General features: G+C 59.9%; 21 protein-coding genes, 4 tRNA genes and 1 riboswitch. Of the genes, 4 read left to right on the forward strand and 21 right to left on the reverse strand.

Annotated elements, in window-relative coordinates; translation table 11 throughout:
• Positions 1-230: 230 nt before the first annotated feature.
• Positions 231-1,157: a transcriptional regulator GcvA gene (locus tag QZH45_RS23130; RefSeq protein ID WP_024779781.1), complete on the reverse strand. Its 927-nt coding sequence runs from the start codon at positions 1,155-1,157 to the stop codon at positions 231-233.
• 127 nt (positions 1,158-1,284) lie between these two features.
• Between QZH45_RS23130 and gstA the strand changes: the two genes are divergently transcribed.
• Positions 1,285-1,896, forward strand: a complete 612-nt coding sequence (gene gstA / locus QZH45_RS23135; protein ID WP_024779782.1) for a glutathione transferase GstA — start codon at positions 1,285-1,287, stop codon at positions 1,894-1,896.
• 167 nt (positions 1,897-2,063) lie between these two features.
• On the opposite strand, the gene QZH45_RS23140 is transcribed toward gstA, so the two are convergent.
• A tRNA-Arg gene (locus QZH45_RS23140) sits at positions 2,064-2,140 on the reverse strand.
• Positions 2,141-2,669: 529 nt separating this feature from the next.
• Here QZH45_RS23140 and QZH45_RS23145 point away from each other — a divergent pair.
• Positions 2,670-2,996: an Arc family DNA-binding protein gene (locus QZH45_RS23145; protein ID WP_003178899.1), complete on the forward strand. Its 327-nt coding sequence runs from the start codon at positions 2,670-2,672 to the stop codon at positions 2,994-2,996.
• A gap of 306 nt (positions 2,997-3,302) precedes the next feature.
• Here the strand turns inward: QZH45_RS23145 and mgtE are convergent, their stop codons facing one another.
• Positions 3,303-4,745 (reverse strand): magnesium transporter, encoded by a 1,443-nt coding sequence (gene mgtE / locus QZH45_RS23150; protein ID WP_024779783.1) that lies wholly within the window; start codon positions 4,743-4,745, stop codon positions 3,303-3,305.
• A gap of 457 nt (positions 4,746-5,202) precedes the next feature.
• Between mgtE and QZH45_RS23155 the strand changes: the two genes are divergently transcribed.
• A complete protein-coding gene (locus QZH45_RS23155; protein ID WP_069018307.1) occupies positions 5,203-5,727 on the forward strand; it encodes a cell envelope protein SmpA in 525 nt (174 codons plus the stop codon).
• 19 nt (positions 5,728-5,746) lie between these two features.
• Here QZH45_RS23155 and QZH45_RS23160 read toward each other — a convergent pair.
• The 7 genes from QZH45_RS23160 to ltaE form a co-directional block, all read right to left on the reverse strand.
• Positions 5,747-5,823: transfer RNA gene (locus QZH45_RS23160), tRNA-Arg, on the reverse strand.
• Positions 5,824-5,895: 72 nt separating this feature from the next.
• Positions 5,896-5,972 (reverse strand) — tRNA-Arg (locus QZH45_RS23165).
• A gap of 108 nt (positions 5,973-6,080) precedes the next feature.
• A tRNA-Ser gene (locus QZH45_RS23170) sits at positions 6,081-6,171 on the reverse strand.
• Positions 6,172-6,233: 62 nt separating this feature from the next.
• Complete coding sequence (gene csrA / locus QZH45_RS23175) at positions 6,234-6,422, reverse strand: carbon storage regulator CsrA (protein ID WP_003178872.1); 189 nt, start codon at positions 6,420-6,422, stop codon at positions 6,234-6,236.
• Positions 6,423-6,608: 186 nt separating this feature from the next.
• Positions 6,609-7,850 (reverse strand): aspartate kinase, encoded by a 1,242-nt coding sequence (locus QZH45_RS23180; protein WP_024776530.1) that lies wholly within the window; start codon positions 7,848-7,850, stop codon positions 6,609-6,611.
• Positions 7,851-7,937: 87 nt separating this feature from the next.
• Positions 7,938-10,559, reverse strand: coding sequence for an alanine--tRNA ligase (gene alaS / locus QZH45_RS23185; RefSeq protein ID WP_053192405.1), 2,622 nt, complete (start codon positions 10,557-10,559; stop codon positions 7,938-7,940).
• Between the two features lie 145 nt (positions 10,560-10,704).
• Positions 10,705-11,709 (reverse strand): low-specificity L-threonine aldolase, encoded by a 1,005-nt coding sequence (gene ltaE, locus QZH45_RS23190; protein ID WP_055136119.1) that lies wholly within the window; start codon positions 11,707-11,709, stop codon positions 10,705-10,707.
• Positions 11,710-11,911: 202 nt separating this feature from the next.
• Positions 11,912-12,080: riboswitch (FMN riboswitch) on the forward strand.
• Positions 12,081-12,178: 98 nt separating this feature from the next.
• Here ltaE and QZH45_RS23195 point away from each other — a divergent pair.
• Positions 12,179-12,685, forward strand: coding sequence for a 6,7-dimethyl-8-ribityllumazine synthase (locus QZH45_RS23195; protein ID WP_024776527.1), 507 nt, complete (start codon positions 12,179-12,181; stop codon positions 12,683-12,685).
• A 118-nt stretch (positions 12,686-12,803) separates the two neighbouring features.
• Here QZH45_RS23195 and astE read toward each other — a convergent pair whose 3' ends face one another.
• The 11 genes from astE to QZH45_RS23250 form a co-directional block, all read right to left on the reverse strand.
• Positions 12,804-13,811 (reverse strand): succinylglutamate desuccinylase, encoded by a 1,008-nt coding sequence (gene astE, locus QZH45_RS23200; protein WP_055135848.1) that lies wholly within the window; start codon positions 13,809-13,811, stop codon positions 12,804-12,806.
• Positions 13,812-13,823: 12 nt separating this feature from the next.
• A complete protein-coding gene (locus QZH45_RS23205; RefSeq protein WP_024776525.1) occupies positions 13,824-14,111 on the reverse strand; it encodes a hypothetical protein in 288 nt (95 codons plus the stop codon).
• Between the two features lie 69 nt (positions 14,112-14,180).
• On the reverse strand, positions 14,181-15,527 hold the full coding sequence (astB, locus tag QZH45_RS23210) for an N-succinylarginine dihydrolase (protein ID WP_024776524.1): 1,347 nt from the start codon (positions 15,525-15,527) through the stop codon (positions 14,181-14,183).
• A gap of 172 nt (positions 15,528-15,699) precedes the next feature.
• Entirely contained in the window at positions 15,700-17,169 is a 1,470-nt protein-coding gene (astD, locus tag QZH45_RS23215) for a succinylglutamate-semialdehyde dehydrogenase (RefSeq protein WP_167355740.1), read from the reverse strand.
• Positions 17,166-18,191, reverse strand: coding sequence for an arginine N-succinyltransferase (gene astA / locus QZH45_RS23220; protein ID WP_024776522.1), 1,026 nt, complete (start codon positions 18,189-18,191; stop codon positions 17,166-17,168). Before astA ends, astD begins: the two co-directional genes overlap by 4 nt.
• A gap of 46 nt (positions 18,192-18,237) precedes the next feature.
• Positions 18,238-19,257 carry an arginine/ornithine succinyltransferase subunit alpha gene (gene aruF / locus QZH45_RS23225; protein WP_024776521.1) on the reverse strand — a complete coding sequence of 340 codons (1,020 nt, stop codon included), beginning with the start codon at positions 19,255-19,257 and terminating at the stop codon, positions 18,238-18,240.
• A gap of 190 nt (positions 19,258-19,447) precedes the next feature.
• A complete protein-coding gene (locus tag QZH45_RS23230) occupies positions 19,448-20,668 on the reverse strand; it encodes an aspartate aminotransferase family protein (RefSeq protein WP_055135847.1) in 1,221 nt (406 codons plus the stop codon).
• Between the two features lie 378 nt (positions 20,669-21,046).
• The gene (argR, locus tag QZH45_RS23235; RefSeq protein ID WP_024776519.1) at positions 21,047-22,027 is read right to left on the reverse strand and encodes a transcriptional regulator ArgR; all 981 of its coding nucleotides are present in this window, start codon (positions 22,025-22,027) and stop codon (positions 21,047-21,049) included.
• Positions 22,028-22,140: 113 nt separating this feature from the next.
• Entirely contained in the window at positions 22,141-22,905 is a 765-nt protein-coding gene (locus QZH45_RS23240) for an ABC transporter ATP-binding protein (RefSeq protein WP_024776518.1), read from the reverse strand.
• A 56-nt stretch (positions 22,906-22,961) separates the two neighbouring features.
• Positions 22,962-23,660 carry an ABC transporter permease gene (locus tag QZH45_RS23245; RefSeq protein WP_024776517.1) on the reverse strand — a complete coding sequence of 233 codons (699 nt, stop codon included), beginning with the start codon at positions 23,658-23,660 and terminating at the stop codon, positions 22,962-22,964.
• Entirely contained in the window at positions 23,657-24,346 is a 690-nt protein-coding gene (locus QZH45_RS23250; protein WP_024776516.1) for an ABC transporter permease, read from the reverse strand. The genes QZH45_RS23245 and QZH45_RS23250 overlap by 4 nt, the downstream gene beginning before the upstream one ends.
• Positions 24,347-24,435: the final 89 nt, after the last annotated feature.

Below are 24,435 nucleotides of genomic sequence, written 5' to 3' on the forward strand. Positions count from 1 at the left end.
GCAACCCGGGGCGCGCAGATGATAGCCACCAGCCACTAACGGGCAAGAGATTTCCGAACCTCTTGTCCTGGCTGTGCCGCAACGCACATTGCAAACCGTTCCGGCACACACAAGTGCAGGAGAAAACCGGGCTCATCAGGCTATCGGCTGAAGTTGGCTTTCCGTTAAGCGGATCGTAGGGAAGAGATAGGAAAGTTGTTGCCCAGAGGCAAGTGTCCTGGACAGGAAACTCATTTGAATATGTCGGAAGCCGAGGTCGACCCAGCGCTCCGCACCAGATCGATCAACCAGGTTCGCAATGCCACGACTTTTTTCGAGTTGGCTGTTTCCAGCGGCGTCACCAGATAAAAGCCCAGATCGGACTTCAACTTGAGGTTGAACGGCGCCACCAGCCTTGCGGCTTTCAGATCGTCATCGACGTAGGTAGAACGACCGATGCACACCCCCAATCCGTCGATGGCAGCCTGCACCGCCATCATCGCCAGATCGAACGTCAACCGTGCGCCTTCGGCAAGCTCCTTCGGTTGCCCTGCCGCGCTTAACCACATGTTCCAGTCGTTACGGGTCATGCCACTGACCTGCAGCAGCGTGTGATTGACCAGATCGACCGGGCTTTTCAAGGCCTTGGGCCCCGTCAGCAGCTTGGGGCTGCACACAGGAAAGATCTCGTCGGACATGAGCCAGTCTGCCCGCAAGCCTTTCCAGTCGCCGAAACCGTAGCGGATCGCGGCGTCGATGCCGCCCTTGCGGAAGTCGACCAATTCGGTTGACGCGGTGACCCGCACGTCAATATCGGGAAATGCTTCCTGGAAGGATGCCAGCCGCGGCAGCAGCCATTTGGACGCCAGGGAAACCAGCGTGCTGATGGTCAATACGCTGTTGTTGGTGGACTCGAGCAACATTTCGGTGGAATAGCGCAGCTCATGAAATGCCGAGCGAATGCCCGGCAGATAGGCATGGCCTTCGGTGGTCAGCGCCAGACCATCCTTGAGCCGCAGAAACAGGCGAACGCCGAGCTCATCTTCAAGTCGGCGGATCTGATGACTGATGGCCGTCTGCGTGACATTGAGCTCTTCGGCGGCCTTGGTAAAACTCATATGGCGGGCAGCAGATTCAAACGCTTTCAATCCATTGAGAGAAGGAATTCTGGCGACCATAAGGTTGCATAGTGCTCATGAGATTTTGTCATAGGGTAGCTTCGAAGAAGTCCTTTGCGAAATGTTTCAGCAGTCACGGATTCTGGCCCTATCCGCGCTTACGTTATCCGCTGAACAGGAGCTACCCATGAAACTGTATTTTGCCCCCATGACCTGCTCACTTTCGCCGCACATCGTGCTGCGTGAACTGGGCCTGCCTTTCGAATTGATCCGAGTCGACAACAAGACCAAAGCCACCGCCGACGGTCGTGACTTCCGCGATATCAATCCAAAGGGTTACGTCGCGGCACTGGTGCTGGACAACGGCCAGGTGCTGACCGAAGGTCCGGCCATCGTCCAGTACTTGGCAGATCAGGTTCCGGGCAATTCCCTGGCGCCGGCCAACGGCACTTGGGAACGGACTCGCCTGCAGGAGCTGCTGAACTTCATCACCTCGGAAATCCATGGTGGCAGCGCACCTTTGTTCAATGCCGACATTCCTGAACCCACCCAGGAGATTTTCCGGCAGAAGCTATTCAAGCGCCTGGACTACCTGAATAAAAGCCTGGCGAACAAACACTACCTGCTGGGCGACTTCGGCGTGGCCGATGCGTACCTGTTCACCGTGCTCAAGTGGCTCCCTTTCTTCGATATCGATATCAGGAACTGGATGGAACTGGCGTCATTCATGAATCGCGTCGAAGCGCGTCCAAGCGTGCAGGCCGCGATTGCCGCGGAAGAGGCCACGCTACCGGTTTAATCATGGACGGTAGAAGCCGGTCGATGCGGGCTTCTGCCTCACTTCCACCGAAAAACCCTGCATGCATCTCATATGGCGCACAGGGCTGATTTCTTTCTTGGGGAGTCGGATTGGCACTGTACCGCTATGGACGAACGGTTCGAGAAATGCGCCAACCTTTGATCATATGGTGTCCCAGGGCAGGTTCGAACTGCCAACCTTCCCCTTAGGAGGGGGATGCTCTATCCAATTGAGCTACTGAGACACAGGTCGACCACGAGAAACGCGGTGCGATGGACGGCGTGCATGTTAACGGCCAGCCTGGCGTTTGTCATGTCGTCCGTAGGCTTTTTAAGTGTAGGCAAATGCTAGAGCTCACAGCCCCTCAGTACGATGACACAGATAAACGGGACGCCACTCATCCGCCCTCAATTGCCCCTGCTAGTAAATCGGCAAATTGCCACTATCCTATACAATACAAGGACGGCACCGGTCTTTGCGGCCGTTTCGGTTATCCGCCAGACGGTATGGCACATAGACACGATGCAGTGGTCACAACGTGCAGACCTGGTAATTTTTCAAACCAGTCCGCATTTTTTGATGAAGGGTAATGGCAGAACGCCTTTACGCGGATCAATATTTGTCACAGAATTGGCGCCAATGATCTGGCAATTTTGAGGCATGATGCGGGCCTCTTAACAATTCAGGTTGAACATTTGGCCACGACGCTTGTCCTATTCGACATCCTGCGGCCAATCCCGAGAACCGCTCCCCTGAACTAACCGGTTAAATATATGCGCCCATTGAAACAGGCAATTTATTCCAGCCGTACGGCTGACAAATTCGTCGTACGTCTGCCAGACGGAATGCGGGAACGCATTGCCGAGGTGGCTCGCAATCATCATCGCAGCATGAACTCTGAAATCATCGCGCGCCTTGAGCAAAGCCTGATCCAGGAAGGCGCGCTGGGTGAAGAATTGAGCATGCGCCTGGACAGCCCTGAGCTGTCACTGCATGAGCGCGAACTGCTTCAACGCTTCCGACAACTCTCCCACCGCCAGCAGAACGCCCTCGTTTCGCTGATTGCCCACGATGCAGAAATGGCCGCAGACGCGTCCTGATCGCACTGCAATACCCAAAGCCAGCCTTGCGCTGGCTTTTTTTTGCCTGGGATTTGAGCTCGACTTGTATTTTCGAGCCCCGTAAAACCGCCAGACAAGCGTAATGCCGTTGTGACGAGGGGATTTATCCCCGCTGGGCTGCGCAGTAGCCCCAAAGCAGTCGACTCGCTCTGCCTGATGCACCGAGTAGTCTGATTTTAGGGCCGCTGCGCGCCCCAACGGGGGTAAATCCCCTCGCCACAATGAGCTGGGCAAGCCTTAAGTGGACAGCGTTACACCAGATAAGCGGTTTTTTTGACCAGCGACTCAGAGCAGGAAGATGGTCGCCAGCCCCAGGAAGATAAAGAACCCGCCGCTGTCGGTCATGGCGGTAATCATCACACTCGCACCCATGGCCGGGTCACGCCCCAACCGGGCGAGGGTCATAGGGATCAAGACGCCCATCAATGCCGCCAACAGCAAGTTGAGGGTCATCGCGGCCGTCATGACCACTCCCAATGACCAACTGCCATAGAGCAGGTACGCCACCACGCCGATCACTCCACCCCACAGCACGCCGTTGATCAGGGCCACCGCCAGCTCCTTGCGCATCAATCGCGAGGTATTGCCGGTGCTGACCTGGTCGAGCGCCATCGCACGAACGATCATGGTGATGGTCTGGTTACCGGAGTTGCCGCCAATACCAGCAACGATGGGCATCAACGCCGCAAGCGCCACCAACCGCTCAATGGAACCTTCGAACAAACCGATGACCCGGGAGGCGACAAACGCCGTGATCAGATTGATCGCCAGCCAGGCCCAACGGTTACGCAGGGATTTCCAGACCGAGGCGAAGATATCTTCCTCTTCGCGCAGACCGGCCATGTTGAGGACTTCGCTTTCACTTTCCTCACGAATCAGGTCGACCATTTCATCGATGGTCAGACGGCCGATCAGCTTGCCGTTCTTGTCGACCACCGGGGCGGAAATCAAGTCATAACGCTCGAACGCTTGGGCCGCATCATAGGCGTCTTCGTCCGGATGAAAACTCACCGGATCGCTGGCCATGACCTCGGCAACCTGCTTTTCCGGATCGTTGACCAGCAATCGCTTGATCGGCAACACACCCTTGAGCACACCGTCGTAATCGACCACAAAAAGCTTGTCGGTATGCCCTGGAAGCTCCTTGAGACGACGCAGGTAGCGCAATACCACTTCAAGGCTGACATCCTCACGGATCGTCACCATCTCGAAGTCCATCAGCGCACCGACCTGCTCCTCGTCATAGGACAACGCCGAGCGCACGCGCTCACGCTGCTGGCCATCGAGGGTTTCCATCAGTTCGTGAACAACGTCCCGTGGCAGTTCGGGCGCAAGGTCGGCGAGTTCGTCGGCGTCCATTTCCTTGGCTGCCGCCAACAACTCGTGATCATCCATGTCAGCGATCAGGGTTTCACGAACCGAGTCGGACACTTCGAGCAGGATGTCACCGTCGCGATCAGCCTTGACCAACTGCCAGACCGTCAGACGCTCTTCCAGTGGCAAGGCTTCAAGGATGTAGGCAACGTCGGCGGAGTGCAGGTCATCGAGCTTGCGCTGCAGCTCAACGAGGTTCTGCCGGTGGACCAGGTTCTCGACCCGGTCATGATGCGGGCCTTCCTGGCGATGCGTCAGGTCCTCCACGACCCGCTGGCGATGCAGCAACTCGACGACTTGCGCGAGACGGTCCTGAAGGCTTTCCTGCGTTTTCTTTACTTCTATTTCGGTCATAGGCGAACTCCACTCCCAGCAGTGGGGCACGCCGGAAGGATCAATCAGTCAGTTCATGATTGGTGAAACGTTGCTTTGAGTAACTACTGGGTAAGTCCATGGAAGTATTCCAAAGCCCCGGCGGGGCTGACGGGCGCAATCATACACCGCTTGGCGTTTTAAAACGTTAAAAAATCATGGCAAGAACAAGCGCTTGCGAGACAAACCTGAACACAGGCTGAACCTGTGGATTTACGACGTTTTATCCTGAAAAGAAAACACACCACCCGGCAAAAATGGAGCGGCTACCCTGAGGTCAGTCAGCCGATCACGAGCCGTGGGAGCAAAGCTTGCTCGCGATTGCAGCCAGTCAACAGACAGCGAATCGGTTGAGCTGCCGCTGTCGCGAGCAAGCTTTGCTCCCACAGGTAATGAATGCATCAACCCCCACCTTTTCATCCGCCAGGAAGGCGCTCGAATGCCGCTCAATCGCTATGTTTTTCTGCTCGTCACCCTGTGCTGCCTGCCTTCGCTGGCCGCCGAACACACCGTTCATCGCTGCGAAAACAGCGCAGGGCATGTCACCTTTACCACCTTGAGCTGCGGGCCGGGGGAGGATCTGTCATTGCAACGAATCCATCCGTACAGCCCAGGCTCAACCGAGCCAACCCGCGAATCGATGCTGCCCGAAGCTGAGCACCGGCAAACATCCAGCAACAAAACCAAGCGCAGGGAACCGACGGTCGTTGGCCAGCTCGAAGAGCGCTGCGGGAACCTGCTGAGCCCCGGGGAGCGTCGTAGTGCAGTCATGGACAGGCGCATCGTCACCGGCATGAACCAGCAAGACGTGGAAAGCGCTCTCGGCAAACCCGACTCCATCAGGATTCGGAATGCGAGCACCCGCTACACCTACAAAGCGAAGAACGGTCGCAGCGCAGAGGTCGTGTTCGATGAGAAAGGCTGTGTGAAAGGCAAATCGCAGACAACAAAAAGCCCGCGTTAAACGCGGGCTTTTTGATATATGGTGCACTCGACAGGATTCGAACCTGTGACCGCTCGGTTCGTAGCCGAGTACTCTATCCAGCTGAGCTACGAGTGCAGGTTGTGGTTTTATACCAGATCACAACTGGTTGAAGCCAAGTTATTTGCATTGCTGCAAATGACTCTTAAATGGTGCACTCGACAGGATTCGAACCTGTGACCGCTCGGTTCGTAGCCGAGTACTCTATCCAGCTGAGCTACGAGTGCATGTGTTGCCGCGCATTATAGGTCGTCGAATCTTTTTGTAAAGCGCTTTTTTCTAGTAATTTCAACAACTTACAGAACAAGCCAGATTACAACGCACTACATGAATAATGGCGGAGAACGGGGGATTCGAACCCCCGACACCCTTTTGAGGTGTACTCCCTTAGCAGGGGAGCGCCTTCGGCCACTCGGCCAGCTCTCCGCAACACGGGGCGTATATTAACCACCTTCATCCCCGTTTGCAAACATAAAAATCGATAAAAATTAATGGCTTGGTTCGTCGTCCTTCTCTTTCTTGATACGCAGGTAAATTTCCTCCCGGTGCACCGCGACCTCTTTCGGGGCGTTGACGCCAATACGCACTTGGTTTCCTTTGACGCCGAGCACGGTCACGGTGATTTCGCCATCGCCAATAATCAGGCTCTCTGCGCACCGACGAGTCAGAATCAGCATACCTTTCTCCTCACGCAATTCAGTTCAGGGACTACAAGTCTGCAAAACAAGGACGTCGGACCTGCAACCGCAACGGTCGCAGCCTACAGGCCTCAGTATTGACCAGCGCGAGCAAAAGAACAGTTTTGAGACGCGCCATTCAAAAAAACAAAGGGCGCGGTAACACCGCGCCCTCGGGACAACGCCTTACTCGCCCTGCCGGGCGGCTGCGTCGAGTTCGAAAGCCGTGTGCAGGGCACGCACGGCCAGTTCCAGGTATTTCTCTTCGATCACCACGGAAACCTTGATTTCCGATGTCGAGATCATCTGGATGTTGATGCTTTCCTTGGCCAGGGACTCGAACATACGGCTGGCCACGCCTGCGTGGGAGCGCATGCCGACGCCGACGATCGAAACCTTGGCGATCTTGGTGTCCCCCACCACCTCCCGGGCACCGATTTCGGCTGCGGTCTTGTTCAGCACGGCTTCGGCGGCCTGGTAGTCGTTGCGATGCACGGTGAAAGTGAAGTCGGTGGTGTTATCGTGCGCGACGTTCTGCACGATCATGTCGACTTCGATGTTCGCGGCACTGATCGGGCCGAGAATCTTGAAGGCCACGCCGGGGGTGTCTGGCACGCCACGGATGGTCAGCTTGGCTTCATCGCGGTTGAAAGCGATGCCGGAAATGATCGGCTGTTCCATGGATTCCTCTTCATCAATAGTAATGAGGGTGCCCGGACCCTCTTTGAAGCTGTGCAGGACGCGCAGCGGAACGTTGTACTTGCCAGCAAATTCGACCGCCCGGATCTGCAACACCTTCGAGCCGAGACTGGCCATTTCCAGCATCTCTTCGAAAGTGATCTTGTCCAGGCGCTGAGCCATGGGAACCACTCGCGGATCGGTGGTGTAGACACCATCCACATCGGTGTAGATCTGGCATTCGTCAGCCTTGAGAGCTGCCGCCAGCGCAACACCAGTGGTGTCGGAGCCGCCACGACCGAGGGTGGTGATGTTGCCGTGCTCGTCCACCCCCTGGAAACCGGCGACCACCACGACGCGGCCGGCCTTCAGGTCAGCGCGAATCTTCTGATCGTCGATCTGCAGGATACGCGCCTTGTTGTGCGCGCTGTCCGTCAGGATACGCACCTGGTTGCCGGTGTAGGACACCGCCGGCACGCCACGCTTCATCAGCGCCATGGCCAGCAAGGCGATAGTCACCTGCTCGCCGGTGGAAACGATCACGTCCAGTTCACGAGGAACCGGCTGCTGCTCGCCGCTGATTTGCTTGGCCAGATCGATCAGACGGTTGGTTTCGCCGCTCATTGCCGACAGCACAACCACCAGGTCATCGCCCGCATCACGGAATTTCTTAACCTTGTCGGCGACTTGTTCGATTCTCTCGACAGTGCCGACCGAGGTGCCTCCAAATTTCTGTACGATCAAAGCCATTTCAAAGCCGCCTCTGCCCATGAAGGGCGCCCAATAGTTACTACGGCGGTCGGGCCCGCGACTGGACCGCGAGCCCGAAGCACCGCCTTAAATACCCTGCTCTACAAATGCAACGGTCTGGGCCAGTGCCGCATCCAGTGCGCCAGCGTCGGTACCGCCGCCTTGCGCCATGTCCGGACGACCACCGCCCTTGCCGCCCACTGCCGCAGCGGCCTGCTTCATCAAATCACCGGCTTTGAGTTGGCCGGTCAGGTCCTTGGTCACGCCTGCGACGAGAACGACCTTTTCCTCATGGACACTGCCGAGCAGGATCACTGCGCGGCCGAGTTTGTTTTTCAGTTGATCGACCAGCCCCAGCAGGGCCTTGCCGTCCTGACCGTCCAGACGCACGGCCAGCACTTTCACACCCTTGACGTCCACGGCCTGGGCCGACAGATCGTCGCCTGCGGCACTGGCAGCCTTGGCCTGCAACTGCTCGAGCTGCTTCTCCAGCAGACGGTTGCGCTCCAGCACTGCCGACAGCTTGTCGATCAGGTTGTCACGGCTGCCCTTGATCAGGCTCGCCGCTTCCTTGAGTTGTTCTTCGGCAGCATTGAGGTACGCCAGTGCCGCGGCACCGGTGACCGCTTCGATACGGCGCACGCCGGAGGCCACACCACCTTCACTGATGATCTTCAGCAGGCCGATGTCACCGGTCCGGTTGGCGTGGATGCCACCGCACAGTTCCACAGAGAAGTCCCCCATGCTCAGCACGCGCACACTGTCGCCGTACTTCTCACCGAACAACGCCATCGCGCCTTTCTTCTTGGCGGTGTCGATGTCGGTTTCTTCGGTCTCCACCGGGGAGTTCTTGCGGATCTCGGCGTTGACGATGTCTTCCAGTGCCTTGAGCTGCTCCGGCTTGATGGCTTCGAAGTGGCTGAAGTCAAAGCGCAGGCGCTGGCTATCCACCAACGACCCCTTCTGCTGGACATGCTCGCCCAACACCTGGCGTAACGCCGCATGCAGCAAGTGCGTGGCGGAATGGTTCAGCGAAGTGGCGTGACGCACTTCGGCGTCGACATGGGCGGACACCGGGGCGGCAATCATCAGGCTGCCCGAAGCCAGCACGCCGTGGTGCAGGAACGCACCGCCGGTCTTGGTGGTGTCGCGCACGTCGAAGCGCGAGCTGCCAGCCTGCAGGTAACCGCTGTCGCCGATCTGACCGCCGGACTCGGCGTAGAAAGGGGTCGTGTCGAGCACAATCACGCCTTCCTGGCCTTCGCTCAGGATGTCGACCGATTGACCGTCCTTATAGATAGCCACGATCTTTGCCGAGCCGGTGGTGCCGGCATAACCGGTGAACTCGGTGGCCACGTCAACCTTGACCAGGCTGTTGTAGTCCATGCCGAAGGCGCTGGCGGAGCGCGCACGCACCCGCTGGGCTTCCATCTCACGCTCGAACCCTTCTTCGTCGAGGGTCAGGTTGCGTTCGCGGGCGATGTCGCCGGTCAGGTCCATCGGAAAACCGTAGGTGTCGTACAGCTTGAACACCACGTCACCCGGTACCACGTTGCCCTTGAGTTCGGCCAGGTCCTGCTCGAGGATCTTCAGACCCTGTTCCAGGGTCTTGGCGAATTGCTCTTCTTCGGCCTTGAGCACGCGCTCGATATGCGCCTGCTGGGCTTTCAGTTCCGGGAAGGCGTCGCCCATCTCGGCCGCCAGGGCCGCGACGATCTGATAGAAGAAGCTGCCCTTGGCGCCCAGCTTGTTGCCGTGACGGCAGGCACGACGAATGATCCGGCGTAGCACGTAGCCACGGCCTTCATTGGACGGCAGCACACCGTCGGCAATCAGGAAGCCGCAGGAACGGATATGGTCGGCCACCACTTTCAGCGAAGCCTGGTTGTCATTGGTGCAACCGATGGCCTTGGCCGAGGCGTCCAGCAGACTCTGGAACAGGTCGATTTCGTAGTTGGAGTGAACGTGCTGCAGCACCGCACTGATCCGCTCCAGGCCCATGCCGGTATCGACCGACGGCGCCGGCAGCGGATGCAACACGCCGTCGGCGGTGCGGTTGAATTGCATGAAAACGTTGTTCCAGATCTCGATGTAACGGTCGCCGTCCTCTTCCGGCGAGCCGGGTGGGCCGCCCCAGATGTCGGCGCCGTGATCGTAGAAGATCTCGGTGCAAGGGCCGCACGGGCCAGTGTCGCCCATGGTCCAGAAGTTGTCGGAGGCGTAAGGCGCGCCTTTGTTGTCGCCGATGCGCACCATGCGCTCGGCCGGGACACCGACCTCTTTGGTCCAGATGTCATAGGCTTCGTCATCGGTGGCGTAGACCGTTACCCAGAGTTTCTCCTTGGGCAGATTCAGCCACTTGTCGGAGGTCAGGAAGGTCCAGGCGAAGGTGATGGCGTCGCGCTTGAAATAGTCGCCGAAGCTGAAGTTACCCAGCATTTCGAAGAACGTGTGGTGACGAGCTGTATAACCGACGTTTTCCAGGTCGTTGTGCTTGCCGCCGGCACGTACGCATTTCTGGCTGCTCACCGCACGGGTGTAGGCACGTTTCTCCTGGCCGAGGAAGCAGTCCTTGAACTGGTTCATCCCCGCGTTGGTGAACAGCAGGGTCGGATCATTGCCCGGGATCAAAGAGCTGGAGGCTACTCGGGTGTGACCTTGCTCTTCGAAGAAGCGAAGGAAGGCTTCACGGATTTCTGCGCTTTTCATTAGGTTCTTCCACGGAGGCTGCGGCCAAAGGCCTGTGCAAAACGTCAACAGACGAAGCAACGGCAAAGGGCCGCATTATATCGGCCCTGCGCTTGGGGTACAGCGTGTTATGCGATAGAAACTGTCAATTGGGCTGCTTGGGCGATCAGTTGCCGGAAAATTCGACGAAAGTGGCGATCACCCGGTCGATTTGCGCGGCACTGACGTCCAGGTGGGTCACCATCCGCAGGCGCGGTGCAGCAACCAGCTTGATGCCACGCTCAGCGGCAAACGCCTTGATTGCCTCGGCCCGTTCACCCATCTGCACATAGACCATGTTGGTCTGCACCGGCTCGACCTCATAACCCGCCGCCTGCAGACCTTCGGCAAGTCGCCGGGCATTGGCGTGGTCATCGGCCAGGCGCTGGACCTGATGTTCGAGGGCATACAGCCCCGCTGCCGCCAGGATTCCGGCCTGGCGCATGCCGCCACCGACCATCTTGCGCAGCCGGCGCGCTTTGTCGATCAACCCGACGCTGCCGCACAGGACCGAACCGACCGGCGCGCCCAAGCCTTTGGACAGGCACACCGACACCGAATCGAAATGCTGCGTGATCTCCCGCGCGTCGACGTTGAGCTTGACCGCTGCGTTATACAACCGCGCGCCATCCAGGTGCAGTGCCAGACCGTGTTCCCGGGTGAAACGCCGGGCCTGGGCCAGATACTCCAGCGGCAGCACCTTGCCCTGCATGGTGTTTTCCAGCGCCAGCAAACGGGTGCGGGCAAAATGGAAATCGTCCGGCTTGATCGCCGCTGCGACATGCGCCATGTCCAGGGAGCCGTCAGGCTGCACCTCAAGCGGCTGGGGCTGGATCGAACCGAGCACCGCCGCGCCGCCACCTTCGTATTTGTAGGTGTGGGCCTGCTGCCCGACGATGTACTCATCGCCACGCTCGCAGTGAGCCATCAATCCCAGCAGGTTGCTCATGGTGCCACTGGGCACGAACAGCCCCGCCGCGAACCCCAGGCGCCCGGCGAGTTCAGCTTCGAGGCGATTGACAGTCGGGTCCTCGCCATACACATCGTCGCCTGTCGGCGCGCCGGCCATGGCATCCAGCATGGCGGCGGAAGGTTGAGTGACCGTATCGCTGCGAAGGTCTATAACGCTCATGAATCTGGCCTCGGGTGTGGGTGTAGGGGAATTCCCTTTCGAATGGCAATTACTGCGGTCACGGCGATGAATAATCAAGACTGATCGAAGGAAAGGACAACAAAACCCTTGTGTGCGGTGGGAGCAAGCTTTGCTCCCACCGCTCGCTCCCACAGGGGGTTATGTGTTAAAAATCCTGCGCCGCCACACAGCGTAGCGGCAAAAACGTTCTCAGGGCGGGGTGTAATTCCCCACCGGCGGTAATTGCACTAAGTGCATAGCCCGCGAGCGCTTGGCGATGCACGGCTTTTTTTGCAGTGCGACGGCAAGGTCAGCAGACCCGGTGTGATCCCGGGGCCGACGGTCATAGTCCGGATGAAGAGAGAACGGGATCGGCACCCAAGGACCGCTTGCGGCTATCTGCGCGGCGTACCCTCGACTCCCCTTCGATTCATGACGCCCTGTTTTTCACACAAACAGGAACCAGAACATGCAACCCACTGCTATCGACAGCAAGATCAAACATCCGGGCGAACGCGTTGCGTTCATCCAGGCCTGCTGGCACAAGGAAATTGTCGACCAGAGCCGTAACGGCTTCGTCGCGGAAATGATCAACCAGGGTTATCAGGAAAGTGATATCGACTTCTTCGAAGTCGGTGGTGCCTTCGAGATCCCGCTGCACGCCAAGCTGCTGGCCAAATCCGGCCGCTACGCCGGCATCGTCGCCGCCGGCCTGGTGGTGGATGGCGGCATCTACCGGCATGAGTTCGTTGCCCAATCGGTGATCAGCGGCCTGATGCAAGTGCAGCTGGAAACCGAGGTGCCGGTGTTCTCGGTGGTGCTCACACCGCATCACTTCCATGCTGGGGAAGAGCACCAGAAGTTCTTCTTCGAGCATTTCGTGCACAAGGGCCAGGAAGCGGCGAAGACCTGCGCTGACACCTTGCACAAGACCCGGGCGTTGCGTCGTAGCGAACAGCGCGCCTTAGCCGTCTAAGCACCGCCCCGATGTGGGGCGAGCCTGCTCGCGATGACGGAGTGTCAGCCGCTATCAATGCCGACTGATACACCGCTATCGCGAGCAGGCTCGCTCCCACAAGGGTTCAGCGTTGGATTCAGGCCAGGTTTTCATCTGTCGCCGGCACAATCAGGATGCCCGCCCGCAAGCCATTCTTCACCTTGGGATTCGGGAAGATGATCCGCGCGCCCTCTTCTTCGACCACCCAACGGGTCTGGGCGATGTCTTCGGCCAGCACATAGCCTTTTCCCAGCTCCGAGAAGTTCTCGATGTCCGCCGGCAGGTTCAGGCGGAAGCTGTCGCTGTGCTTGATGACTTCCCGGGCCACGCTGAACAGCTGGAGACCATCCAGCCCTTCGTCCAGCTCAGGCTCGCAGCCTTCGATGATCTGCTTCAGGCGGGTTTCCAGCAGGCTGACATTGACGCCTTCGTTCTCCCCGAACGGCCGGGCCTTGCCCAGTTCCAAGGTAAAGGATTCGGCGTCGAGCTGGTCGTAGGTGTAGGCACTGAACACGATGGACGGCTTGTTCTGCAGCAGCACCGCCTCCATGCCCGCCGCACGCAGGCGGGCCAGTTCACGACGTGAATGCTGGCGACCTTCCTTCCAGGGGTACAGGGCGAACTGTTCGATCTTCGAGCCGCGGATGGCCGTGTGCAGGTCGTAATGCAAGCGACTGCGTTCAGGCCGACTGAAGAAGCTGGCGGCCAGCCGCTCCAGCTCGCACGCCCGCAGCGCCTCCGGGCCACCGCTCAGTTCATGACGGCCATTGAACAGCCGGTTGACGTCCTGTTCGACGAAACGCTCACCGCGACGGATGGCCTCGGGATTACCGAACAGGAACAGAATGCGTGCCCGAGGTTTCACGTCCCCACGGGCGATGTCATGCAGCAGGCGGTCGAGCAACTCGATTGGCGCGGTTTCGTTACCGTGGATCCCCGCCGACAACAGCAGGTCCAGGCCATTATCCCGGGCTTCGGGCGGCTTGACCTCCAGCGCGCCCTCGCTCAACCAGCGCATCCGTACGCCTTCGACAGTCAGTTGAGTCTTCTCCGCCGGTTCACGGCCGGCGAGGGTCAGTTCAAGCAGTTTGCCGAGGGCGAGCATAGCGCGGTTTCCTTAATGGTCGTGGCCGCAATCCGGGCCATGGACATGGTCGTCGTCGCCGAGGTCGGCCGGTTCCATTTCCAGCTGCAGGCTGACCAGGTTGGTTGCCAACGGACGCAACAACAGGTTGGCGTATTCCTCATCCCCTTCCTCGACGTCCACGCCGATCAGCAACTGACCGCGGCCGTCCTGCTGGATCCACAGCTCCTTGCCCTGCCACATCACCGCCACGCGGGTGCAGGAGGTTTCCAGTTGGGTGCCGTCGGTGTCTTCAAGAATCAGCTGCAGTGCATCGCTCATGTTTTTACGTTCTCGTCTGGAGATAAGGCCACGCGCCCTGCTTTGACTGTAGTCAGGTCGCGCGCGCTTTCAATTGATCTGGAAAGGATAAACCGCGCCAAGTTTAAGGATTTGTGTCAGTTCATCCAGTGCCGACCGGCATTCGAGCAGCAATTGCGGGTCCGCCAGGTCGCTTTCGGTCATACGGTCGCGGTAATGCCGCTCGACCCACTGGGTCAGCGAATCGTACAGCGGCGCCGTCATGATAACCCCTGGGTTGACGGCCGCCAGTTCGGTTTCATTGAGCGCCACGCGCAGCCTCAGGCAAGCCGGGCCACCACCGTTCTGCATGCTCTGCTTGAGGTCGAAGACCTTCACTTCGCGAATCACCCCGCCAGAGCCCGTCAGGCCTTGCAGGTATTGCCAGACGCGTGGGTTGCTGCGGCATTCTTCCGGCACGATCAAGAGCATCGAGCCGTCGGGACGCGACAGCAGTTGGCTATTGAACAAGTAGGAACGTACCGCGTCATCGACGCTGACCGCGGAACGCGGCACACACACAGACTGAAATGTCCCACCGACCCTGGCGAGTTTGCCGCTCAGTTCGGCCAGCATCTTGTCGGTCTCGAGAAACGCGTCCTCGTGATAGAACAACACCTCGCCGTTGCCGACCGCGATCACGTCGTTATGAAACACCCCTTGGTCGATCACCGACGGATTCTGTTGGGCGTACACCACGCCCTCTTCCCGCAGGCCATGCAAGCGGGCCACCGCGCGGGACGCTTCGAGGGTCTGGCGTGCCGGATATTTCTGCGGTGCCGGGTAACGGGTGTCGAATGCACTGCGACCGAACACAAAGAACTCAACGCCCGCCTCACCGTAGGTCCGGCAGAAACGGGTGTGGTTGGCCGCCCCTTCGTCGCCGAACTGCGCCACTGCGGGCAACGCGGCGTGATGGGCAAAGTGCTGTTGATCGGCAAACATCGCTCCCAGTACGCGACTGGTGGTCGGGTGCTCGATGCTGCGATGGTATTTGCAGTTCAGGTTGGCAGCAGTGAAATGCACACGGCCATCAGCGGTGTCGGCGCTCGGGCTGACGGTGGCGGCGTTCGCCACCCACATGCTGGAGGCCGAGCAACTGGCGACCAGCAGCGGCATCGCTTCTTTCGCGGCCTGCTGGATGACCTCGGCGTCGCTGCCGGCAAAACCCAACCGGCGCAGGGCTGCCACGTCAGGGCGCTCCTGTGGTGCCAGCACACCTTGCTGGAAGCCCATGTCCATCAGCGCTTTCATTTTCGCCAGGCCCTGCAATGCCGCTTCCTTGGGATTGGAGCATGCCTGGCTGTTGCTTTGGGACGCGACGTTGCCGTACGAGAGCCCGCCGTAGTTATGGGTCGGCCCCACTAGACCGTCAAAGTTGACTTCAAAGGATTTCATCAGCGAGGCTCCACGAGGATCTGTTTTTTATAGGCATCAAGTAGCAACTGCGGCGCGGCCATCGCGGGCAAGCCTTGCTCCCACAGGAGGTTGCATAAAACCTGTGGGGGCAAGGTCAGTTCCCCCAGGGACCGCATGGAACCTGTGGGAGCAAGGCTTGCCCGCGATGGGTTTACACCATTCGCACACCCGGCGTGAGACTGGCTGGCATCACCAGGTCAGGTGTCTCCAGGGACGCTACCGGGTACGCACAATAGTCGGCCGCGTAATAGGCACTGGCGCGATGGTTGCCCGAGGCGCCGACACCGCCGAACGGCGCGCTGCTGGCGGCACCGGTCAATTGTTTGTTCCAGTTGACGATACCGGCACGGCTTTGCAGCCAGAACTGCTGGTAGCGCTCCTGGGAGTCGGACAACAAGCCGGCAGCCAGGCCGTATTGGGTGTTGTTGGCCTCGGCGATGGCCGCCGGGAAATCCGCGTAGCGGATCACTTGCAGCAGCGGCCCGAACAGTTCTTCGTCAGGACGTTCGGCCACCGCCGTCACGTCGAGAATCCCTGGCGTCAGCAACGCGGCCTGGGGCTGGGGCTGAGTCATCGCCAGCAGCGCCACGGCGCCGAGGCCCAGCAGATGATTCTGTGCGTCCATCAAGACTTTCGCCGCGCCCAGGGAAACCACCGAGCCCATGAACGGCGCCGGTTGCTGATCGAACGCTCCGACTTCGATAGTCGAACTGACGGCCACCAGGCGCGCCAGCAGGGCATCCCCCCACGCCCCTTCCGGCACCAGCAATCGGCGCGCGCAGGTGCAACGCTGGCCAGCGGAAATGAATGCTGACTGAATGATGGTGTAGACCGCCGCATCGACGTCCGCCACCTCGTCCACCACCAGCGGATTGTTACCGCCCATTTCCAGCGCCAGGATCTTGTCCGGGCGACCGGAGAATTGTTGGTGCAGCAGATTGCCAGTGCGGCTGGAGCCGGTGAAGAACAGCCCGTCGATGCCCGGATTCGCCGCCAGGGCGATGCCGGTTTCCCGGGCGCCTTGCAACAGGTTCAGCACACCCGCCGGCAATCCGGCTTCGACCCAGCACTTGACCGTCAATTCGGCGACTTTCGGGGTCAGCTCGCTCGGTTTGAACAGCACGCTGTTACCCGCCAGCAGCGCCGGCACGATGTGGCCGTTGGGCAAGTGGCCAGGGAAGTTGTAAGGACCGAATACCGCCACCACACCGTGGGGCTTATGCCGCAGCACAGCAGTGGCGTCGCCCAGGGGGCCGCTCTTCTCGCCGGTCCGCTCACGGTAGCTCTGCACCGAGATGGCGACCTTGTTGATCATGCTGGTGACTTCGGTGGCCGCTTCCCACAGTGGCTTGCCGGTTTCCTCACCGATGCAGTGGGCCAGCTCTTCAGCATGGCTTTTCAGCGTCGAGGCAAAAGCTTCCAGCACCTGAATGCGTTCATCCAGGGAACGCCGGGCCCAGTCCGGGAACGCCTGGCGCGCAGCCTGCACCGCCGACTCGACTTGCGCAGCCGTGGCACCCTTGCCCGACCACAGCACTTGCTGGGTCACCGGGTTCAGGGACTCAAACATGTCGCCCTGGCCTTCCAGCCAGCTTCCCGCGATATACAGCGAGTTCATTATTTCGACTCCCGAGCAGCAGACAACGCAACGGCGCGCACTTGATCGCCGGCATTGAGTTGAAGACGTTTGGCGGTCAGCGGATCGACCACCAGGGTGCCCGAGGCGAAGCGCGCCGGTGCCGCCGTGATGCGACAATCCAGGCATTTGCGGTTATGGATGAGGAATGGCGTGGCGTCGTCGCCCGGCGTACCGATGGCCAGCACCAGGGCCTGGCTGTCACGGACAGCACGAATCTTGGCGGTTTCGCATTCCACGGCCGGGCCGGCATCGAAAATGTCGACGTAGCCTTGATAGTTGAACCCTTCGCTCTTGAGCATCGACAAGGCCGGTTCGGTGTCTGGATGCACCTGGCCAATCACGGCGCGGGCATCCTCGGACAGGAAACAGGTATACAGCGGAAACTTGGGCATCAGTTCAGCGATGAACGCCTTGTTGCCGACCCCGGTCAAGTAGTCGGCCTGGCTGAATTCCATCTTGAAGAAATGCCGGCCAAGGCTTTCCCAGAAAGGCGAACGGCCGGTGTCATCGGACATGCCGCGCATCTCGGCGATGATCTTGTTGCCGAACAGCTGCGGGTACTCGGCAATGAACAGCAACCGCGCCTTGGCCAGCATGCGGCCGTTGAGGCCGTTGCGGTAATCGGCATGGAGGAACAGCGAGCACAGCTCGGAATTGCCGGTCAGGTCGTTGGCCAGGAACAGCGTCGGGATTTCCCGGTAGATGTTCAGCTCCTGAGAAGCACTCACCGTCAGGCCGACACGGAAGTTGTACCAGGGCTCACGCAGGCCCACAGCGCCAGCGATGGCGGAGATGCCCACCACTTGGCCGTCATCGTTTTCGAGCACGAACAGGTAGTCCGCATCACCACGCCCGGCTTCGCCGCGAAAGGTCTTCTCGGCCCAACCGACCCTATGGGCCAGGCGCTCCTCGTTGGCCGGCAAAGTGGTCAGGCCGGTGCCAGTGCTGCGGGCCAGGGCGATCAGAGCGGGTAAATCGCTGCTGCGTACGGGACGAACGATCATGCTATCTCCTCAGACGGGCCGCTCATGCCACCCGCGAAACTCAGACTTAAACCGCCACCAGGCGCACGCTGGAGCCTTCGCCGACGCCCAGGGCCTCGGCTGCTTCCATGTCCAGGGTCACCGGTTTACCCGGCGCGTAATCGAGCTCGAGCAACACGGCGCGGTAATCCTGCAACTGGGCATTGGCCACCAGGTATTGCCGGCCGGCGCCCTTGACCGGCTCACCGAGCTTGACCGGCACCACACGGCTCTGGGCAATCGAGCGAATCCCCGAGACGCGGGCATGCAGGGTCGGGCCGCCGTCGAAGATGTCGATGTAATGATCAGTCTCGAAGCCTTCGCGCATCAGGATGTCGAAGGTAATCTGCGCACGCGGATGGACCTGCCCCATGGCTTCCTGGGCGGAGTCCGGCAGCAGTGGCACGTAGATCGGGTAATGCGGCATCAGCTCGGCGAGGAAGGTACGGCTTTTCAGCCCGCACAGGCGCTCGGCGGCGGCGTAGTTGAGGTCGAAGAAGTTGCGACCGATGGCGTCCCAGAACGGCGAATCGCCATTTTCATCGCTGTAGCCGACGATCTCGGTCACCACCGAATCGGCGAACCGCTCCGGATGACTGGCGACGAACAGCAGGCGCCCGCGGGAATTGAGTTCCGCCCAAGGCGTCCCCACCAGGTCCCGGACCACATAGAAACTGGTCAGCAGGCTATTGCCGGTCAGGTCGTGGCACTGGGAGAGCACATGGATCTTGTTGTGGATCTTCAGCTCACGGGAGGCATGGACGAACGTCTCGTTGCGAAAGCTGTAGAACGGCTCGGAATAACCGGCCGACGCAACGATGGCCGAACAGCCCACCAGCTTGCCGGTGGCCGTGTCTTCAAGGACGAAGAAATAGCTTTCTTCACCGTTGAAACTGACTTCGGCGGCAAACGAGGCTTCGCTCGCGGCGATCTTGTCGCTCAAGCGTTCCACGTCATCCGGCAAGGAAGTGACACCGATCGGACTGTCCGCAGCCAGACGCTGTACTTCGCCCAGATCCGCCATTTGCGCGGGGCGCATCACCAGCATGGTGTCACTCCTTAACTTGAAATAAAGGGTTCGACCAAAGGCCGACACAAAGAAAAAAACGGCTTCATGTGGGAGCAAAGCTTGCTCGCGATGCAGACACTGGGCTTCACCTGTCACAACGAGGCGATCCCATCGCGAGCAAGCTCAGCTCCCACTGGAACCTGGCTCCCCATGGAGCCGGTTTTCGGGATCAGGCTTGGGTCAGCTTCGCCACAGCCTTCTCGAAACGATCCAGGCCGGCATCGATGTCGGCATCTTCCACCACCAGGCTCGGGGCGAAACGAATCACGTCGGGGCCGGCTTGCAGGATCATCAGGCCTTCCTGTTCGGCGGCATTGAAGATGTCCTTGGCCTTGCCTTTCCAGGCGTCGTTCAGCACGCAGCCGATCAACAGGCCCAGACCGCGTACCTGGGTGAACAGGCCGTACTTCTCGCCGATCTGCTCCAGGCGGGCCTTGAACTTGTGATGCTTGGCCTTGACGCCGTTGAGCACCTCAGGGGTATTGACTATATCGATCACCGCTTCAGCCACCGCGCACGCCAGCGGGTTGCCGCCGTAAGTGGTGCCGTGGGTACCGACGACCAGATGCTTGGCCAGCGCTTCGGTGGTGAGCATCGCCGCGATCGGGAAACCACCGCCCAGGCTCTTGGCGCTGGTGAGGATGTCCGGGACCACGCCGTAATGCATGTAGGCGAACAGATGGCCGCTGCGGCCCATGCCGGTCTGCACTTCGTCGAACACCAGCAGCGCATTGTGCGCATCGCACAGGTCGCGGGCGCCTTGCAGGTAGGCTTGCTCGGCCGGCAGCACGCCGCCTTCACCCTGGATCGGCTCCAGCACCACGGCGCAGGTCTTGTCCGAAATGGCCGCTTTCAAGGCTGCCAGGTCGTTATAGGGCACGTGGGTGATGCCGGTGATCTTGGGACCGAAGCCATCGGAATATTTCGACTGCCCGCCGACGTTGACGGTAAACAGCGTACGGCCGTGGAAGCTGTTGAGGGCGGCGATGATTTCGTACTTTTCAGTGCCGAAACGATCGAACGCAACACGACGGGCCAGCTTGAAGGCGGCCTCGTTGGCTTCGGCGCCGGAGTTGCAGAAGAACGCACGCTCGGCGAATGTCGCGTTGACCAGTTTATGGGCCAGGCGCAGGGCCGGTTCGTTGGTGAATACGTTGGAGACATGCCACAGCTTGTGGGCCTGTTCAGTGAGCGCGGCAACCAGCGCCGGGTGAGCGTGGCCCAATACGTTGACTGCAATACCACCGGCGAAATCGATCAACTCGCGGCCGGACTGGTCCCACACGCGGGAACCGGCGCCACGCACGGGAATGAAGGCAGCAGGCGCATAGTTGGGGACCATTACCTGGTCGAAATCGGCGCGTTGTACCGCGGCTTGCTCAACGGACATCGGAGTCTCCTGAAGAGAAACACTCGCCTGGAAATGGCGAGCTTGGTGAGGATTGTAAGGACAGTTTTCAGCCCGGCCTTGCCGCCAAGCGACAACTTCTTATAGCGCCAACCCCCGTTTTCATTGGGTTTATGGCAATGCGACAAATAGCGTCGCAAAGGCGCAGTTTAAACGTTGTCGGGGGACTTTAGGCGTCGACGTCCACATTTCCATTGCCAGACACAGATCACCTGTGGGAGCGAGCCTGCTCGCGATAGCGCAATGTCAGTCGACATCGATGCCAACTGAACCGACGCCATCGCGAGCAGGCTCGCTCCCACAGGTGTTTTGCGTAGACCGCCCTATTTTTGCGCCCCCCTGCCCTCCGGCGGGAGCTGCCTAACCGCGCTCGGCCGGCACCGACGACAACTCGAACGGACTGCTGCTGCGTCGCTGGTTGCGATCTTCCCGCGGCGTGGCGCCGAAGAAGTTGCGGTAGGCGCTGGAGAAGTGCGGCCCTGAGGAGAAACCACAGGACAAGCCGATCTGGATGATGGATTTGCTGGTCTGCATCAGCATCTGCCGGGCCTTGTTCAGGCGCAGTTCCAGGTAATACTGGCTCGGCACACGATTGAGGTATTGCTTGAAGATCCGCTCCAGTTGCCGGCGGGACACACACACGTGCTGGGCAATTTCGTCGGTGGTCAGCGGCTCTTCGATGTTGGCCTCCATCAGCAGCACCGCCTGGGTGAGCTTCGGATGGCTGGAGCCAAGGCGATTCTGCAATGGGATGCGCTGGCGCTCGCCACCTTCACGGATGCGCTCGACCACCAGCTCTTCCGACACCGCCCCGGCCAGTTCCGCGCCGTGATCGCGCGACAGCACCGCCAGCAGCAGATCGAGCACCGACATACCACCGCAGGCCGTCAGGCGGTCGCGATCCCAGTCGAACAAGTGGCTGGTAGCGATGACCTTGGGAAAACGCTCGGAGAAATCGTCCTGCCAGCGCCAGTGCACGGCGGCACGATAACCGTCGAGCAAGCCCAATTGAGCCAGGGGATAGACCCCGGCCGACAAGCCACCGATCACACAACCGGCACGCACCAGTTGCTTGAGTGCGCTACTCAGGTTGGAGGCCAGCGCAGCCGGCGGCTCATCGGCCAGCAGGAAAAGCTTCTGGAGGCCTTCGAGCTTGCCCGCCCAGGGTTCGCCAGGTAGTTGCCAGGCGCTCTCACCCGCAGGCTCGGCCTGCAAGAACGACAGCTCGTAGACCACTTCTGGATGCACCCGCTGAGCGACACGCAAGGCCTCCTCAGCCAGCGCCAGCGTCAAGGCTTTAGTGCTGGGCCAAATCAGGAAACCAATTCGATGGGCAGTCATGGCGGGCGATCCGAAACGAAAACAGTGTTAAAGCCAAAAGCGGCTGCAACCAAATTAGACCATCTGGCACGTGATGCGCAGCATGACCCAAATCAGGTGCGTAACGGGAGCAATTACTTGAGGCTGCCCGAAAGAAATTGTTGCAGGCGCTCCGATTGCGGATTGACCAGCACTTCACGCGGATTGCCGCTTTCTTCGACAATGCCTTTGTGCAGGAACACCAATTGGTTCGACACCTCGCGGGCAAAGCCCATCTCGTGGGTCACCACCACCATGGTCCGGCCTTCCAGGGCCAGGGCTTGCATCACCTTGAGCACATCGCCCACCAGCTCCGGGTCGAGGGCTGACGTCGGTTCGTCGAACAACATGACTTCCGGCTCCATCGCCAGCGCCCGGGCAATCGCCACGCGCTGCTGTTCGCCGCCCGACATGTGGCCCGGATAAGCGTCCTTGCGATGGGCCACGCCCACTTTGTTCAGATAATGCTCGGCCTTTTCGCGAGCCTCGGCCTTGGAGACGCCCAGGACATGCACCGGCGCTTCCATGATGTTTTCCAGCGCGGTCATGTGGGACCACAGGTTGAAGTGCTGGAACACCATTGCCAGCCGCGAACGCATGCGCTGCAGTTGCTTGGGGTCCGCCGCCTTCAACGCACCATCCTTGTTGGCCACCAGTTTCAGCTCTTCGTTGTTGAGCAGAATCTTGCCGGCATGGGGTTGCTCAAGCAGGTTGATGCAACGCAGGAAGGTACTTTTGCCAGAGCCACTGGAGCCGATGATGCTGATCACATCACCGGCGGCGGCCTTCAGGGACACACCCTTGAGCACTTCGTGACTGCCATAGCGTTTATGCAGGTCTTGGACTTCGAGCTTGTACATGCGGTCGGTTCTCACAAAACGTCAGTCGTTGGGCAGTCGATCGGGTCGATGCGTTATCAGTGCTTGCGCGGGGCCAGGTAACTCAGCCAGCGACGCTCGGCCAGCTTGAACAGGCGCACCAGGATGAAGGTCAGGCACAAATAGAACACGCCGGCCGTGATGTAAGCCTCGAACGGCAGGTAATACTGGGCGTTCACCGTGCGCGCGGCACCGGTGATGTCAATCAGGGTCACGATGGAGGCCAGGCTGGTGGTCTGCAGCATCATGATCACTTCGTTGCTGTATTGCGGCAGCGCCCGGCGCAGGGCCGACGGCAGCAGGATCCGGCGATACAGCGTAAAGCGCGACATGCCCATGGCCTTGGCCGCCTCGATTTCGCCATTGGGCGTGGCCCGCAGGCTACCGGCGATGATTTCAGCGGTGTAGGCACTGGTATTGATGGCGAAGGCGAGACACGCACAGAACGTCGCGCTGGACAGCCACGGCCAGAGAAAGCTCTCGCGCACGGCCTCGAATTGCGCCAACCCGTAGTAGATCAGGAACAATTGCACCAGCATCGGCGTGCCGCGAATCACGTATGTGTAGAGCCAGGCCGTCATGTTCACGACCGGCTGCCTGGACACCCGCATCAGCCCCAGGGGCAGCGCCGCCAGCAGACCGAAGAACAGCGACAGTGCCAGCAACTTCAAGGTGGTCAGCAGACCGCCGAAGTACAGCGGCAAGGCTTCATAGATGACGTTGTAGTCGAAGATCATAGATCAGCCGCCCTTACGCCTACCGAGTAGCGCTTCTCAAGGTGACGCAATGCCAGCAACGAGACGCTGGTGATCACCAGGTACATCGCCGCCACTGCCAGGAAGAAGGTGAACGGCTCACGGGTGGCATCTGCCGCCTGCTTGGCCTTGAACATCATGTCTTGCAGGCCCACCACCGAAATCAGCGCGGTCGCCTTGGTCAACACCAGCCAGTTGTTGGTGAAGCCCGGAATCGCCAGGCGAATCATCTGTGGCACCAGCACCCGGAAGAACACCTGGAACCCGCTCATGCCATACGCCATGCCCGCCTCGGCCTGCCCCTTGGGGATCGCCATGAACGCGCCGCGAAAGGTTTCCGACAGGTAGGCACCAAAGATAAAGCCCAGGGTGCCAATACCCGCCGCCAGCGGATTGAGGTCGATGTAGTCGTCATAACCGAGTATCGGTGCCACGCGATTGAGCAGGTCCTGGCCGCCGTAGAAAATCAGCAGGATCAGCACCAGGTCAGGAATACCGCGAATGACCGTGGAATACAGGTCACCCAGCCACGCCAGCCAGCGCACCGGCGAGAGGCGCAACGCGACACCGATCAGTCCCAGGACAATGGCCAGGGCCATGGACGACAAGGCGAGCTGAAGCGTCAACCATGCGCCATCGAGGATGACAGCCCCGTAGCCTTTCAACATGATTCAGGTCCTCGAAAGTGGGATGAAAAAATGGCGCAAACCGCAGGGAGCCTGTTGCTTGCGCCATTTCGCACGAGTAGCGGGACGGT

Origin of the sequence: Pseudomonas corrugata, assembly GCF_050920615.1 — a bacterium.
Taxonomy (GTDB): domain Bacteria; phylum Pseudomonadota; class Gammaproteobacteria; order Pseudomonadales; family Pseudomonadaceae; genus Aquipseudomonas; species Aquipseudomonas corrugata.